Here is a 15,617-nt window from a genome sequence, read left to right as displayed (position 1 = left end):
CCCGTGTTAGCCGGACTTGAGCATGTTGCGCAGCACGTACTGCAAGATGCCGCCGTTGCGGTAGTAGTCGGCCTCCCCGGGGGTATCGATGCGCACCACCGCGTCGAACTCGATCGGGTCGCTACCGTCCTTGGCGGCCTTGACGCGCACCGTCTTTGGCGTCTTCCCGTCGTTGAGCGCTTCGATGCCGGTGATGTCGAACACCTCGGTGCCGTCCAGGCCCAGCGATCCCGCAGATTCCCCCTCGGGGAACTGCAACGGGATCACGCCCATGCCGATCAGGTTGGAGCGGTGGATGCGCTCGAACGACTCGGTGATCACCGCGCGGACTCCCAGCAGCGCCGTGCCCTTGGCCGCCCAGTCCCGAGACGAACCCGAGCCGTACTCCTTGCCGCCCAGCACCACCAGCGGAATGTTCTCTGCCGCATAGTTTTGCGCCGCGTCGTAGATGAAGGCCTGCGGAGCTTTCCCATCTACAGGGTCTTGAGTGAAGTCGCGGGTGTACCCACCGGAAACGTCGTCCAGCAGCTGGTTGCGCAGCCGGATGTTGGCGAACGTGCCGCGAATCATCACCTCGTGATTGCCGCGCCGCGATCCGAATGAGTTGTAATCCTTGCGGTCCACACCGTGTTCGTCGAGGTACTGCGCGGCCGGGGTGCCGGGCTTGATGCTGCTCGCCGGCGAGATGTGGTCGGTGGTAACCGAATCGCCGAGCAGTGCCAGCACCCGCGCCCCGCGGATGTCCTTGACCGGCTCCGGTTCGGCGGACATCCCGTCGAAGTACGGTGGCTTGCGCACATACGTCGAGGAGTCGTCCCAGTCGAAGGTGTTGCCGCTCGGGGTCGGCAGGTTCTGCCAGCGCTGATCGCCCTTGAACACGTCGGCATAGTTCTTGACGAACATCTCCTGGCTGATGGCCGAGGCGATGGTGTCGGAGACGTCTTTCTGCGACGGCCAGATGTCCTTGAGGAAGACGTCGTTACCTTCCTTGTCCTTGCCTAGCGGCTGCGAGTCGAAATCGAAGTCCATCGACCCGGCCAGCGCGTAAGCGACGACCAGGGGCGGCGACGCCAGGTAGTTCATCTTGACGTCGGGGTTGATGCGGCCCTCGAAATTGCGGTTGCCGGACAGGACCGCCGACACCGAAAGATCGTTGTCGTTGATCGCCTTTGAGATCTCTTCGGGCAGCGGACCCGAGTTGCCGATGCACGTGGTGCACCCATAGCCGACGAGGTAGAACCCGAGCTTCTCCAGGTACGGCCAGAGGCCGGCCTTCTCGTAGTAGTCGTTGACCACCTGAGAGCCCGGCGCCATCGTGGTCTTCACCCACGGCTTGGATGCCAGCCCTTTTTCGACGGCGTTGCGCGCCAGGAGCGCGGCGCCCAGCATCACTTCGGGGTTGGAAGTGTTGGTGCACGACGTGATCGCGGCGATCACCACGGCGCCGTGGTCGAGCACGAAGTCGCCGTACTCCTGCGACTTCACCCGTACCGGGTTGCTCACCCGGCCCTTCGAGTGCGCGGCGGCCGACTGCACCGGCGCGCGGTCGTCGGCGTGGCCGTTGGCCACTTGGCCGGGGTCGCTGGCCGGGAACGTCTCGTCGAGCTCCTCGTCAAGCTTCGAATACTCCTGCTTGTCGGGATCGTCGCCGACATAGCTGGGAATGGTCTTGCGGAAGGTGGACTTGGCTTCCGACAACACAATTCGATCCTGCGGGCGCTTAGGTCCGGCGATCGACGGCACCACGGTGGACAGGTCGAGCTCGAGATACTCGGAGAACGCCGGCTCGTGCTGGGGGTCGTGCCACAGGCCCTGCTCCTTGGCGTAGGCCTCGACGAGCGCCAGCTGCTGGTCGGTGCGGCCGGTGAACTTCAGGTAGGAGATGGTCTCCTCGTCGATCGGGAAAATGGCTGCGGTGGAGCCGAATTCGGGGCTCATGTTGCCCAGCGTGGCGCGGTTGGCCAGCGGCACCTCCGAAACGCCCTTGCCGTAGAACTCGACGAATTTGCCGACCACACCGTGCTTACGCAGCATCTCGGTGACCGTCAGCACGACATCGGTGGCCGTCACGCCCGGCTGAATCTCGCCGGTCAGCTTGAAGCCGACGACGCGGGGGATCAGCATCGACACCGGCTGGCCCAGCATCGCGGCCTCGGCCTCGATGCCACCCACACCCCAGCCCAGCACGCCAAGGCCGTTGACCATCGTGGTGTGCGAGTCGGTGCCCACACAGGTGTCGGGGTAGGCCACCCCGTCGCGTTCCATCACAACGTGCGCCAGGTATTCGATGTTGACCTGATGCACGATGCCGGTGCCCGGCGGCACCACCTTGAAGTCGTCGAAGGCGCCCTGGCCCCAGCGCAGGAATTGGTAACGCTCGCCGTTGCGCTGGTACTCGATCTCGACGTTGCGCTCGAACGCGTCCGCGGTGCCGAACAAGTCGGCGATCACCGAGTGGTCGATCACCAGGTCGGCCGGTGCCAGCGGGTTCACCTTCTCCGGATTCCCGCCCAGGTCGCCGACGGCCTCGCGCATCGTGGCCAGGTCGACGATGCACGGCACGCCGGTGAAGTCCTGCATGACCACCCGGGCCGGCGTGTACTGGATCTCAATGCTGGGCTCCGCGTTGGGATCCCAGTTCGCGATGGCTTCGATGTGATCCTTGGTGATGTTGGCGCCGTCCTCGTTGCGCAGCAGGTTCTCGGCGAGAACCTTGAGGCTGTAGGGAAGCTTCTCCGTGTTGGGGACGGCATCGAGGCGATAGATCTGGTAACTCTGGTCGCCGACCGTCAGGGTGTCGCGAGCTCCGAACGAGTTCACTGATTCTTGACTGGTCACATCAACTCCCTGGGATTAAGTTCTGCCACCGACGGGCCGTGTCGGCGGTGCAAAGCAACTCTAACAGTACGCTTGTCCTATAATAAACCGGGACACCAATTCCCAGTCTTGTCGGGTCGACGCCGGGTTGAAACCCCTTTTCCCTACTGTTCGCGTACGGTGCCTGTAGCACCAGGGCTGTTTCGAGGGCGGGAAGGACACGATGACCGGGCACGACGCATTCGTCCAGACGATCCCGGTGTTGCCCGTTTACATTCCGCAAGACGTCGACATGACGGCGGTCAAGGCACAGGTCGCCGCGTCCGGGGTCAGCGCGCCGCCCGAGGCCATGCCGGCCCTGCTCGACGTGGTCAACCAGGCTCATGCCGCGGGGATCAACCTGAAAATCGTTTTGCTCGAACACAACCCGCCGAACGACACGCCACTGCGCGATATCTCCACGGTGGTCGGCGCCGACTATCACGACGCCACGGTCTTGACGCTGAGCCCGAACTTTGTCGGTACCTACAGCACGCAGTTCCCACGCGTCACTCTCGAGGCCGGCGAAGACATCGCCAAGACGGGCAACCCGGTGGTCTCGGCACAGCACTTTTTGCACGAGCTGGAAACCCCGGAATTTCCCTGGACCGGTCTGACCATTTTCTTGCTTATCGGCGTACTCGCCGCGGCCGTCGGCGCCCGGTTCCTGCAGTTGCGCGCTAGGCGATCAGCAACCTCGGCGGATGTGGCAGAAGCCCACGCCGAAGGATCCGCCCAGGGCGTCTAAGCATGGATGTCCGACTCGGCCGTTGACGCCGGGGCGAAGTCGCGACACCGCAGGGCAAATCGCGTAGGTCACCGTTCGGTCACATTAAACGCACGTAGAGGGTTGCGATTTGTGACGAGCATTTCCCCGGCGACCGGTGTGACGTACGGTGCAAATGATGCTCGTGTTTTCTTTGGCGCTTGTTGAGAAATATGGGGCTGGCGCCGCCGTCCGCGCTAAGCCCAAGGGGAGCTAAGTCGAATGAGACTCACACGCCGGGGCTCCGCTGCGCGACCCTTCGCCAGGCTGGTTCGTCCGGTCATTCCGACGATCCTGAGTGTGGCCGTGCTCGTCACCACTGCGGGTCTGGCGCAGGCGGATCCGAACGCCGACAACCTCGGCGCGCTGATCGCCAACGTCGCCAAGGCCAACCAGCGCTTGGACGACCTGAGCGCCGAGATTCAGGGCGAGCAAGAGGCCGTCAACAAGGCCCTGGTCGACGTGGAGACCGCACGGGACAACGTGACCGCGGCGCAGCACGATCTCGAGGTCAGCCAGCAATCGGTCAAGGATGCCAACGCGGCAATCGCCGCGGCCCAACGGCGTTTCGACACCTTCGCGGCGGCGACCTACATGAATGGTCCGTCGGGCAGCTACCTGGCCGCGCGCAGTCCCGAGGACATCATCGCCACCGAGAGCGCGTCGCGGACCCTGGCGGCCAGTTCCCAGACTGTGATGGACAACTTGCAGCGGGCGCGCACCGAACAGGTGAACAAGGAGTCCGCCGCCCGACTCGCCAAGCAGAAAGCCGAAAAGGCCGCTGCCGACGCGAAATCCAGCCAGGATGCCGCGGTCGACGCGCTGACCAATTCGAAGCACAAGTTCGAGGCGCAGCGCGAGCAGATCGCTCGGCTGGCCGCCGAGCGTGACGCGGCCCAGGCCAAGCTGCAGCAGGCGCAACTCGCGTCCGCGCATTGGTCGACCGGCGCGGGCGACCCCGGTGTGCCGACGGCGGGCGACCGGTGGGATCCGGGAGCGCCGGCCGCAGCGCCGCCATCCGGCGGAAGGCACTGGGACGGTTGGGATCCCACGCTTCCGATGGTGCCGAGCGCCAACGTGCCGGGTGACCCGGTCGCGGTGATCAACCAGGTGCTGGGCATCTCGGCCACCTCCACGCAGGTGACCGCGCAGATGGGCAAGGGCTTCCTGCAGTCGATCGGCATCCTCAAGCCCGACGACACCGGGATCACGAACGCCACACCGGGCGGGGTGGGCGGCCGCATTCCGCGGGTCTACGGGCGGCAGGCCTCCGAATACGTGATCCGCCGCGGCATGTCGCAGATCGGCGTGCCCTACTCCTGGGGCGGCGGCAACGCGGCCGGCCCGAGCAAGGGAATCGACTCCGGCGCCGGCATCACCGGCTTCGACTGCTCGGGCCTGGTCCTGTACTCGTTCGCCGGGGTGGGCATCAAATTGCCGCACTACTCGGGGTCGCAGTACAGCCTGGGGCGCAAGATCCCGTCGTCCCAGATGCGCCGCGGCGACGTGATCTTCTACGGCCCGGGCGGTAGCCAGCACGTGACGATCTATCTCGGTCAGGGCCAGATGCTCGAGGCTCCCGACATCGGCTTGAAGGTGCGCGTTGCGCCCGTGCGCACCAGCGGTATGACGCCGTATGTGATCCGCTACATCGACTATTAAACGAGGATGACTACCAATCGAGGGGCTATGCGGCAGAAGCGTTTTCGCCTGATCAACGTGGCCTGGGTCACCACCATGGTGAGCGGGCTGATGTTGTCTGTCGCCGCCCCGTCCAACGCCGACCCCGGTGCCTGGGATCCGACGCTGCCGGCCACGATCAGTGCCGGCGCTCCGGGCGACCCGCTGGCCGTCGCCAACGCCTCGTTGCAGGCCACCGCGCAGGCCACCCAGACCACGATGGACCTGGGCAGGCAGTTCCTCGGCGGTCTCGGGATCAACATCCTGGGTGATCCCGCACCCGCCGCGGCGGCCCCGACCAACCCGGGGGGCAAGATCCCCCGGGTCTACGGGCGGCAGGCGATCGAGTACGTGATCAAGCGAATGGGCTCCCAGATCGGTGTGCCGTACTCGTGGGGTGGCGGCTCGTTGCAGGGGCCGAGCAAGGGCATCGACGACGGCGCCAACATCACCGGGTTCGACTGCTCGGGTTTGATGCGCTACGGGTTCGCCGGGGTGGGCGTGCTGATCCCGCGGTTCTCGGGCGACCAGTACAACGCCGGGCGCCACATTCCGCCCAGCGAGGCGCGGCGCGGCGACCTGATTTTCTACGGCCCGGGTGGGGGCCAGCACGTCACGATGTATTTGGGCAACGGTCAGATGCTGGAGGCGTCCGGAAGCGCGGGCAAGGTAACCGTGAGCCCCGTGCGCAAGCCCGGCATGACGCCGTACCTGACTAGGATCATCGAGTACTGACCCCGGAATGCCGTCGGGACGTTTGCTCGTCAGCGAAGCGTGACGTCGACGGAATCCCAGGGGCCTGGAATAGTTGGACAAGGGCACGTCGCCGCCCCACGACATTTGTCGTGACGGCAGTTGTGTCGATTGAGCTGTGTCGGTTGAACCGGGAAGAGGATGTAGATGACAGCAGCAGGTGGGCCGCCCCCGGGCGCCAGTGGTTACCCGGCCGGACAGCCTGGTCCCGGAGCCCATGCGGCGCCGTCAGGTGGGACCGACGGATTGGCTGCCGAAGTACACACCCTGGAACGGGCCATCTTCGAGGTCAAGCGGATCATCGTGGGCCAGGACCAGCTTGTCGAGCGCATGCTGGTCGGGCTGTTGTCCAAGGGTCACGTGCTGCTCGAAGGTGTGCCCGGCGTCGCCAAGACGCTGGCCGTCGAAACGTTCGCGAAGGTCGTCGGCGGCACATTCGCCCGTATCCAGTTCACGCCCGACCTGGTGCCCACCGACATCATCGGTACCCGGATCTACCGGCAGGGTAAGGAAGAGTTCGACACCGAGCTCGGCCCGGTCCACGTCAACTTCCTGCTCGCCGACGAGATCAACCGTGCGCCCGCCAAGGTTCAGTCGGCGCTGCTGGAGGTCATGGCCGAGCGTCAGGTGTCGATCGGCGGTAAGCGATTCCCGCTGCCCAACCCGTTCCTGGTGATGGCGACGCAGAACCCGATCGAGCACGAGGGTGTGTACCAGCTGCCCGAGGCCCAGCGCGACCGCTTTCTGTTCAAGATCAACGTCGGCTACCCCTCACCCGAGGAAGAACGCGAGATCATCTACCGGATGGGCGTCAAGCCGCCGCAACCCAAGCAGATCCTGGACACCGGCGACCTGGTGCGGCTGCAGGACGTCGCGGCCAACAACTTCGTGCACCACGCGCTGGTCGACTATGTGGTGCGCATCGTCACCGCCACCCGCCATCCCGAACAGCTCGGCATGAACGACGTCAAGACCTGGATCTCGTTCGGCGCATCCCCGCGTGCCTCGCTGGGCATCATCGCGGCGTCCCGTTCACTGGCGCTGGTGCGCGGTCGCGATTACGTGATCCCGCAAGACGTCGTCGAGGTCATTCCCGACGTGCTGCGCCACCGTTTGGTGCTGACCTACGACGCGCTCGCCGACGAGATCTCGCCCGAGATCGTGATCAACCGTATCCTGCAGACGGTTTCCCTCCCGCAAGTGAATGCCGTTCCGCAACAAGGTCATTCGGTACCGCCGGTGATGCAGGCTGCGGGCGCGGCTAGCAATCGGTGACCGATCCAAACCCGGCCACCAAGCCGGCGGTTCTGCATCCGCCGTCGTTTCAGCGCGGGCAGATCGACGACCCGAAATTGTCGGCGGCGCTGCGCACGCTCGAGCTCACCGTCCGGCGCAAGCTCGACGGCGTCTTGCACGGTGACCACCTCGGCCTGATCCCCGGGCCGGGTTCGGAGCCGGGGGAGTCGCGCGAGTATCAGCCCGGCGACGACGTCCGGCGGATGGACTGGGCGGTCACCGCGCGCACCACCCACCCGCACGTCCGGCAGATGATCGCCGACCGCGAGCTGGAAACGTGGATGGTGGTCGACATGTCGGCCAGCCTCGACTTCGGCACCACCGTCTGCGAAAAGCGCGACCTGGCGGTGGCCGCCGCGGCCGCGATCACGTTCCTCAACAGCGGGGGCGGTAACCGGCTCGGCGCGCTGATCAGCAACGGGGCCACGACGGTGCGGGTGCCGGCCCGGTCGGGGCGCCAGCACGAGCAGACGCTGTTGCGCACGATCGCGACCATGCCCAAGGCCCCGGTCGGGGTGCGCGGCGACCTGGCGGTTGCCATCGACGCGCTGCGCCGGCCGGAGCGCCGCCGCGGGATGGCCGTGATCATCAGTGACTTCCTCGGGCCGATCAACTGGATGCGCCCCCTGCGCGCGATCGCGGCCCGCCACGAGGTGCTGGCCATCGAGGTGCTCGACCCGCGCGATATCGAACTGCCCGACGTGGGCGATGTCGTGCTGCAGGACGCCGAAACCGGGGTGACCCGTGAATTCACCGTCGACGCGCAACTGCGCGACGACTTCGCCAAGGCGGCCGCGGCGCATCGTGCCGAGGTGGCCCGAACGATTCGTGGTTGTGACGCACCGGTTTTGACGCTGCGCACCGACCGCGACTGGATCGCCGACATCGTCCGCTTCGTGGAGTCCCGCCGGCGCGGGGCTATGGCGGGGCGCCAGTGACGTTGCCGTTGCTGGGCGCGATGTCGCTGTCCGGGTTCGCCCACGCGTGGTGGTTCCTCTTCCTGCTCGTCGTCGTCGCGTTGGGCGTGCTGTACGTGCTGATGCAGCTGGCCCGGCAGCGGCGGATGCTGCGGCTCGCCAACATGGAGCTGCTGGAAAGCGTTGCGCCCAAACGACCCGCCAAATGGCGGCATGTGCCGGCGATGCTGCTGGTGGCCTCGCTGGTGCTGTTCACCATCGCGATGGCCGGCCCAACCAACGACGTGCGGATTCCCCGCAACCGCGCGGTGGTGATGCTGGTCATCGACGTGTCGCAGTCGATGCGCGCGACTGACGTCGAACCCAACCGGATGGCCGCCGCGCAGGAAGCGGCGAAGCAGTTCGCCGACGAGCTGACGCCGGGGATCAACCTCGGGCTGATCGCCTACGCGGGAACCGCGACGGTGCTGGTGTCGCCGACCACCAATCGTGAGGCGACCAAAATCGCGCTGGACAAACTGCAATTCGCCGACCGCACCGCCACCGGCGAGGGCATCTTCACCGCACTGCAGGCAATCGCCACGGTCGGTGCGGTGATCGGTGGCGGCGACAAACCGCCGCCGGCCCGCGTCGTGCTGTTCTCCGACGGCAAGGAGACGATGCCGACCAACCCGGACAACCCCAAGGGTGCCGATACCGCCGCGCGCACCGCCAAGGACCAGGGCGTGCCGATCTCGACGATCTCGTTCGGTACCCCCTACGGCTTCGTCGAGATCAACGACCAGCGCCAGCCGGTGCCGGTCGACGACGAGACGATGCGCAAGGTCGCGCAGCTCTCGGGTGGAAGCTTCTACAACGCCGCGACCCTGCAGGAGCTCAAGGCGGTCTACGCGTCACTGCAACAGCAGATCGGCTACGAGACGATCAAGGGCGATGCGAGCGTGGGTTGGCTGCGGTCGGGCTCGGTGGTGTTGGCGCTGGCGGCGCTGGCGGCCCTGCTGATCAACCGCCGCCTCCCGACCTGACGTCCCAACGTCCGCGAGCCGGGGCCGTTTCCCCGCGAGCCTAACCTGGCTGCGATTTCGCGCCGCGAAGTTCGCCGTGTGGTTAGTCTCGCGACGCACGCGCCTCGGTCACGCGTCGGATGATGTCGTCGGGGTGGTCCTCAGCAACGACCCGAACCACGATCCAGCCCATGCGCTCCAGCTTTTCGAGCCGGCGGATGTCCTTCACGTACTGCCTGCGGTCGGATAGATGATGGTCCCCGTCATACTCGACGGCCACCTTGATGTCCTCCCAGCCGATGTCCAAATATGCCTCCGCCCAACCCCATTCGTTGCGGACTGCGATCTGTGTTTGCGGACGCGGGAACCCGGCGCGAATCAATAGCAGGCGGAGCCAGGTTTCCTTCGGCGACTGCGCACCGCCGTCGACGAGTTCGAGTGCGGCTCGGGCGGCTTTGATGCCACGGCGGCCCCGATAACGCTCGACCAATTGCTCGGCATCGGCGATTTTCAGGTGGGTCGCCTGGATGAGGGCATCGACCGCGGCGACGGCGGGGTCCATCGGGAAACGACTGGCCAGATCGAGTGCCGTCCGCTCCGGGGTAGTCACGCGCACGCCGTCAACGACGCAAACTTCGTCGGCCTCGATGCGGTCTTCCCAGACTTGTATTCCGGGCTCGTGGCGGGCGTTGCTGTCGATGATCGCGGCGGGAAGACCAGGGTCGACCCACCTGGCGCCGTGGAGGACGGAAGCTGAATGGCCGGCCAGCACGCCACGGCGGCGCGAGCGCAGCCAAAGCGCTTTCGCACGCAATTGCGCTGTCAACTTCGCGTCGCGTGGCACGTACACGTCTTTATGCAGTGCGATGTACCGACTGCGCAACTGGTAGGGCGTCAGCACCCCGGCGGATAGGGCCTCGCTGCCCAGGAAAGGGTCTGTCATGGCCGAAGTCTGCTGCGTCACACCGACATCACTGCGCGAATCGAACCGCACTGCGAAAATCCGCCCCGGAAACCGCAGCCAGGTTAGGTTCGCGGGGTAAAAAGGGGCAGATTTCAGCCCCGCCGCACCGAGACGATAAGTTGACCGGGTGACTGAAGTAGCCACCGAGACCGCCACCGCCGGCGGCAAACCCCCATTCGTATCCCGCTCAGTCCTGGTGACGGGCGGAAACCGGGGGATCGGTCTGGCGATCGCGCAGCGGCTGGCCGCCGACGGCCACAAGGTCGCCGTCACCCACCGCGGGTCCGGGGCGCCCGAGGGACTGTTCGGCGTCGTGTGTGACGTCACCGACAACGACGCCGTCGATCGCGCCTTCAAAGAGGTCGAGGAGCACCAGGGTCCGGTCGAGGTGCTGGTATCCAACGCCGGTATCTCCAAGGATGCGTTCCTCATCCGGATGACCGAGGAGCGGTTCTCCGAGGTGATCAACGCCAACCTCACCGGGGCGTTCCGGGTGACCCAGCGCGCGGCGCGCAGCATGCAGAAAAAGCGGTTCGGCCGGATCATCTACATCGGCTCGGTCTCCGGCAGCTGGGGCATCGGCAACCAATCCAATTACGCCGCCGCCAAGGCCGGTCTGATCGGCATGGCCCGCTCGATCTCCCGCGAGCTCTCCAAGGCCGGTGTGACCGCGAATGTGGTAGCCCCGGGCTACATCGACACCGAGATGACCCGCTCACTCGACGAGCGGATCCAAGAGGGCGCCCTCGAGTTCATCCCGGCGAAGCGAGTCGGCACCGCCGAGGAGGTTGCCGGGGTGGTCAGCTTCCTGGCTTCCGAAGATGCGAGTTACATCGCCGGTGCGGTCATACCGGTTGACGGCGGCATGGGCATGGGCCACTGAGTACAGAAGGACGGACGAGAAAAGACATGTCAGGACTACTCGAAGGCAAGCGGATCCTGGTCACCGGGATCATCACCGACTCGTCGATCGCCTTTCACATCGCCAAGGCGGCGCAGGAGGCGGGCGCGCAGCTCGTGCTGACCGGGTTCGACCGGTTGCGGCTGATCCAGCGCATCGCCGACCGGTTGCCGGAGAAGGCCCCGCTGATCGAGCTCGATGTGCAGAACGAGGAACACCTCGCCTCCCTCGCCGACCGGGTAACCGCCGAGATCGGTGCGGACAACAAGCTCGACGGGGTGGTGCACTCGATCGGGTTCATGCCGCAGACGGGGATGGGCATCAACCCGTTCTTCGATGCGCCCTACGAGGACGTTTCCAAGGGCATCCACATCTCGGCGTACTCCTACGCGTCGCTGGCCAAAGCCGCGCTGCCGATTATGAATTCCGGCGGCTCCATCGTCGGGATGGATTTCGACCCGACCCGTGCGATGCCGGCCTACAACTGGATGACAGTCGCCAAGAGCGCACTGGAGTCGGTCAACCGCTTCGTCGCCCGTGAGGCCGGTAAGGCCGGTGTGCGCTCGAATCTCGTTGCCGCCGGCCCGATCCGGACGCTCGCGATGAGCGCGATCGTCGGCGGTGCGCTCGGCGAGGAGGCCGGTGCCCAGATGCAGCTGCTCGAAGAGGGCTGGGACCAGCGCGCTCCGATCGGCTGGAACATGAAGGACCCGACGCCCGTCGCCAAGACGGTATGTGCGCTGCTGTCGGACTGGCTGCCGGCGACCACCGGCACCATCATCTACGCCGACGGCGGCGCCAGCACCCAGTTGCTCTAGACCGCAATGGACTTCGACGCTGTCCTGCTGCTGTCCTTCGGCGGGCCGGAGGGTCCCGAGCAGGTTCGGCCGTTCCTGGAGAACGTCACCCGGGGTCGCAATGTGCCGCCGGAACGACTCGACGACGTCGCCGAGCACTACCTGCATTTCGGTGGCGTCTCGCCGATCAATGCCATCAACCGCGCGTTGATCATGCAGCTGGAAGCCGCGCTGGCCGAGCGCGGTCTGGATCTGCCGGTGTATTTCGGCAACCGCAACTGGGAGCCGTACGTCGAAGACGCGGTAGCGGCGATGCGCGACAACGGCGTCCGTCGCGCGGCTGTGTTCACGACGTCGGCGTGGAGCGGGTATTCCAGCTGCACGCAGTACGGCGAAGACATCGCTCGCGCGCGGGCGGCAGCGGGGCCCGATGCGCCCGAATTGGTCAAGCTGCGACCCTATTTCGACCACCCAAGGTTCGTGCAGATCTTCGCCGACACCATCGGTGCGGCCTCCGGCGCGCTGACCGCCGAGCAACAGGCGGGCGCGCGCCTGGTGTTCACCGCGCATTCGATTCCGGTGGCCGCCGACGAGCGCCTCGGGCCGCGGCTGTACAGCCGCCAAGTCGCCTACGCCGCAAGCCTTGTCGCGCCAGCCGCCGGATACACCGAGTACGACCTGGCCTGGCAGTCCCGTTCGGGACCCCCGCAGGTGCCGTGGCTGGAACCCGATATCGCCGACCACCTCACGGCGCTGGCCGCCGCGGGCACCAAGGCGGTCATCATCTGCCCGATCGGGTTTGTGGCCGACCACATCGAGGTGGTGTGGGATCTCGACCACGAGTTGGCATCCCAGGCCGACGCGGCCGGCGTGGCGCTGGTGCGCGCTTCAACGCCCAATGCCCACCCACGTTTCGCGAACCTCGCCGCCGATCTGATCGACGAGCTGCGCTATGGCCGTGCGCCCGAACGGGTGAGCGGCCCCCACCCGGTCGCGGGCTGTCTGGCCGTCGTCAACGGCGCGGCCTGCTGTCCGCCGCATTGTGTTGCGCGAGAAGAGAGTTAGTCCGTCCAGGCCGAATACAGGATCGCATTCACCGCGGCCATTCGCGCGGAACGCACCACCGCGTGCAGCGGCCGCAGCGCGTCGCCGGCGATGCGGGCTTCGGAAGACGATTGCGTTCCAAGTTGCTCCAGCCCGGCGGCGATGTGCGCGGTGGAACGGTCGGGCGAGTCGGCCCGGCTCAGGCCGGCGCCGACGGTGATGATCGCGTCGACATGCGCGGCGTTCTCCAGCACCCGCAAGGCCCGGTTCGGCGCGTGGTCGGGAATGCGGTGTTGCCGTGTGGATTCCAGCAACTGTTCGACGAGTCCGCGTGGATCGTCGATGTCGCTTGCCGATCCCAGTCCGATCGCGCCGAGCGCATCGGCGGCCGAACGCACTGCCGACCGCAGCGAGTATTCGGCATCGCCCAGCTCGTGGTGATCGAATACGGGCGCCCTCGGCAGCGAATACACCGTCCAGGCCAACGCACACAGTTCCGGCGCATCCGGGTCGTCGTCGGGCTCGTCGAGATCGGCATAGGAGAACTCGGGGACCAGACCGACCGCGGTGGTGGGATCGTCGGGATGGACGATGATCACCGCCTCGCCCGCGGCCAGGGCGTCGCGCTCGAACTGCGTGCCGGGTGCCAGGCCGCGCACGTCGCCGGGAACCGGCAACACCACGTTGATCGTCCCGGGCAATGGACCCGGAAACCCGGCGGCCCCCGCCGGCGTCACCCGGCCAACTGCCGCGCGCAGCGTCTGCAACAACGAGACGGTCCCGGCGTCGTGGACGTCGGGCCACGGCAGTCCGGTGTGGCCGGCAGCGACGGCATCATACGCGGTGACGGATTGCTTTGGTGCCCAAAGAGATAACGCGTCCAACACATCGTCGGGCGCAGCCCTTCCCGCGAGCCAGGCGTTGGCCCACACGGACAGCGAAACACTCGGACACCACATGAACTCGCAGTGTAGTTGTTCGGTCCGGCAAAGGCGGATCACGCGTATTCTGAAGGCATGGCGATCGCGCTGAGCTGGCTGATCTTCGCGCTGGCTCTTGCCGGGGCCGAGGCGCTGACGGGCGATATGTTCCTGCTGATGCTGGGCGGCGGCGCGCTGGCCGCCTCGGGCACCGCATGGCTCACGGACTGGCCCATCCTGGCCGACGGGGCGGTGTTCCTGGTTGTTTCGGTGCTGTTGGTCGTGCTGGTCCGGCCCGCTTTGCGGCAGCGAATGACCCCGAAGTCGCTGCCGACGGGCATCAAGGCGCTGGAGGGCAAGCGCGCGGTGGTACTCAATCGGGTCGACCGCGACGCGGGCCAGGTGAAACTGGACGGCCAGGTGTGGACGGCGCGTCCGTTCAACGAAGGCGACGTCTACGAGCCCGGGGAATCGGTCACCGTCGTGCACATCGACGGCGCGACGGCGGTGGTCTTCAAGCACTAGCTAGTCGGCCCAGACGCTGCGAAGACGCTGCGAGAGAAAGGAACTCCGGTGGAAGGTGCGGTTGCAGGTTTAGTGTTGCTGGCCGTCCTGGTGATCTTCGCGATCATCGTTGTGGCCAAGTCTGTTGCTTTGATCCCGCAGGCCGAGGCGGCGGTGATCGAGCGGCTAGGTCGGTACAGTCGCACGGTCAGCGGGCAGCTCACGCTGCTGATCCCGTTCATCGATCGCGTCCGCGCCCGGATCGACCTGCGTGAGCGGGTGGTGTCGTTCCCGCCGCAGCCGGTGATCACCGAGGACAACCTGACGCTCAACATCGACACCGTGGTGTATTTCCAGGTCACCGTTCCGCAGGCGGCCGTCTACGAGATCAGCAACTACATCGTTGGCGTCGAGCAGCTCACCACGACCACGCTGCGCAATGTTGTCGGCGGCATGACGCTCGAGCAGACCCTGACCTCCCGCGACCAGATCAACGGCCAGCTGCGGGGTGTGCTCGACGAGGCGACCGGACGCTGGGGCCTGCGGGTCGCGCGGGTCGAGCTACGCAGCATCGATCCGCCGCCGTCGATCCAGGCCTCGATGGAAAAGCAGATGAAGGCCGACCGCGAGAAGCGAGCCATGATCCTGACTGCCGAGGGCACCCGGGAGGCGGCGATCAAACAAGCCGAGGGTGCCAAGCAGGCGCAGATCCTGGCCGCCGAGGGCGCCAAGCAGGCCGCGATCCTGGCAGCCGAGGCGGACCGGCAATCGCGGATGCTGCGTGCACAGGGTGAGCGCGCCGCGGCCTACCTGCAGGCGCAAGGTCAGGCCAAGGCCATCGAGAAGACGTTCGCCGCGATCAAGGCCGGCCGGCCTACCCCGGAGATGCTCGCCTACCAGTACCTGCAGACGCTGCCGGAGATGGCCCGCGGCGACGCGAACAAGGTGTGGGTGGTGCCCAGCGACTTCAGCGCGGCGTTGCAGGGTTTCACCAAGCTGCTGGGCACCCCGGGCGAGGATGGGGTGTTCCGCTTCCAGCCGTCTCCTGTCGAGGACGTGTCCAGGCACGCGGCCGACGCGGACGACGCCGAGGTGGCCGACTGGTTCTCCACCGAGACCGATCCCAAGATCGCCCAGGCGGTCGCGAACGCCGAGGCGATAGCGCGCCAGCCGATCGACGGCCGGCCGCCGGAACTGACCCAATAGGATTGTCGG

Annotated in this window: 13 protein-coding genes and 1 pseudogene; 11 read left to right on the top strand and 3 right to left on the bottom strand. The window is 66.4% G+C overall.

The genetic code is table 11. The features are described 5' to 3' along the window. Positions 1-6 precede the first annotated feature (6 nt). Positions 7-2,838, bottom strand: a complete 2,832-nt coding sequence (gene acnA / locus G6N54_RS05875) for an aconitate hydratase AcnA (protein ID WP_163788961.1) — start codon at positions 2,836-2,838, stop codon at positions 7-9. A 202-nt stretch (positions 2,839-3,040) separates the two neighbouring features. On the opposite strand from acnA, the gene G6N54_RS05870 reads away from it, so the two are divergent. From G6N54_RS05870 to G6N54_RS05845, 6 genes are all read left to right on the top strand, one after another. Then, positions 3,041-3,604, top strand: coding sequence for an Rv1476 family membrane protein (locus G6N54_RS05870; RefSeq protein WP_163788960.1), 564 nt, complete (start codon positions 3,041-3,043; stop codon positions 3,602-3,604). Positions 3,605-3,844: 240 nt separating this feature from the next. Continuing rightward, positions 3,845-5,284, top strand: coding sequence for an NlpC/P60 family peptidoglycan endopeptidase RipA (ripA, locus tag G6N54_RS05865; RefSeq protein ID WP_163788959.1), 1,440 nt, complete (start codon positions 3,845-3,847; stop codon positions 5,282-5,284). Positions 5,285-5,311: 27 nt separating this feature from the next. After that, positions 5,312-6,037 carry an NlpC/P60 family peptidoglycan endopeptidase RipB gene (gene ripB / locus G6N54_RS05860; RefSeq protein WP_163794540.1) on the top strand — a complete coding sequence of 242 codons (726 nt, stop codon included), beginning with the start codon at positions 5,312-5,314 and terminating at the stop codon, positions 6,035-6,037. Between the two features lie 165 nt (positions 6,038-6,202). Next, positions 6,203-7,330: a chaperone MoxR1 gene (moxR1, locus tag G6N54_RS05855; protein ID WP_163788958.1), complete on the top strand. Its 1,128-nt coding sequence runs from the start codon at positions 6,203-6,205 to the stop codon at positions 7,328-7,330. After that, the gene (locus G6N54_RS05850) at positions 7,327-8,289 is read left to right on the top strand and encodes a DUF58 domain-containing protein (RefSeq protein WP_163788957.1); all 963 of its coding nucleotides are present in this window, start codon (positions 7,327-7,329) and stop codon (positions 8,287-8,289) included. Before moxR1 ends, G6N54_RS05850 begins: the two co-directional genes overlap by 4 nt. Further along, positions 8,286-9,293 (top strand): VWA domain-containing protein, encoded by a 1,008-nt coding sequence (locus tag G6N54_RS05845; RefSeq protein ID WP_163788956.1) that lies wholly within the window; start codon positions 8,286-8,288, stop codon positions 9,291-9,293. Before G6N54_RS05850 ends, G6N54_RS05845 begins: the two co-directional genes overlap by 4 nt. Positions 9,294-9,375: 82 nt before the next feature. Here G6N54_RS05845 and G6N54_RS05840 read toward each other — a convergent pair whose 3' ends face one another. Beyond that, positions 9,376-10,215 (bottom strand): hypothetical protein, encoded by an 840-nt coding sequence (locus G6N54_RS05840; RefSeq protein ID WP_163794539.1) that lies wholly within the window; start codon positions 10,213-10,215, stop codon positions 9,376-9,378. Positions 10,216-10,363: 148 nt separating this feature from the next. Here G6N54_RS05840 and fabG1 point away from each other — a divergent pair, with 148 nt between their 5' ends. From fabG1 to G6N54_RS05825, 3 genes and pseudogenes are all read left to right on the top strand, one after another. Beyond that, positions 10,364-11,119 carry a 3-oxoacyl-ACP reductase FabG1 gene (fabG1, locus tag G6N54_RS05835; protein ID WP_163788955.1) on the top strand — a complete coding sequence of 252 codons (756 nt, stop codon included), beginning with the start codon at positions 10,364-10,366 and terminating at the stop codon, positions 11,117-11,119. 26 nt (positions 11,120-11,145) lie between these two features. Continuing rightward, entirely contained in the window at positions 11,146-11,955 is an 810-nt protein-coding gene (gene inhA / locus G6N54_RS05830; RefSeq protein WP_163788954.1) for an NADH-dependent enoyl-ACP reductase InhA, read from the top strand. Positions 11,956-11,961: 6 nt separating this feature from the next. After that, positions 11,962-13,024, top strand: a pseudogene (locus G6N54_RS05825) (ferrochelatase); the annotation flags it as partial. Here G6N54_RS05825 and G6N54_RS05820 read toward each other — a convergent pair. Then, positions 12,996-13,937, bottom strand: a complete 942-nt coding sequence (locus G6N54_RS05820; RefSeq protein ID WP_163788952.1) for a hypothetical protein — start codon at positions 13,935-13,937, stop codon at positions 12,996-12,998. The pseudogene G6N54_RS05825 and the gene G6N54_RS05820 overlap by 29 nt on opposite strands. Before the next feature lie 57 nt (positions 13,938-13,994). Here G6N54_RS05820 and G6N54_RS05815 point away from each other — a divergent pair, with 57 nt between their 5' ends. Together G6N54_RS05815 and G6N54_RS05810 are read left to right on the top strand one after the other, a co-directional pair. After that, positions 13,995-14,423: an NfeD family protein gene (locus tag G6N54_RS05815; RefSeq protein ID WP_163788951.1), complete on the top strand. Its 429-nt coding sequence runs from the start codon at positions 13,995-13,997 to the stop codon at positions 14,421-14,423. Positions 14,424-14,471: 48 nt separating this feature from the next. After that, positions 14,472-15,608, top strand: a complete 1,137-nt coding sequence (locus tag G6N54_RS05810) for an SPFH domain-containing protein (protein WP_163788950.1) — start codon at positions 14,472-14,474, stop codon at positions 15,606-15,608. Positions 15,609-15,617: the final 9 nt, after the last annotated feature.

Origin of the sequence: Mycobacterium stomatepiae (genome assembly GCF_010731715.1) — a bacterium.
Taxonomy (GTDB): Bacteria; Actinomycetota; Actinomycetes; order Mycobacteriales; family Mycobacteriaceae; genus Mycobacterium; species Mycobacterium stomatepiae.
This window is presented reverse-complemented; position numbering and strand designations above follow the sequence as displayed.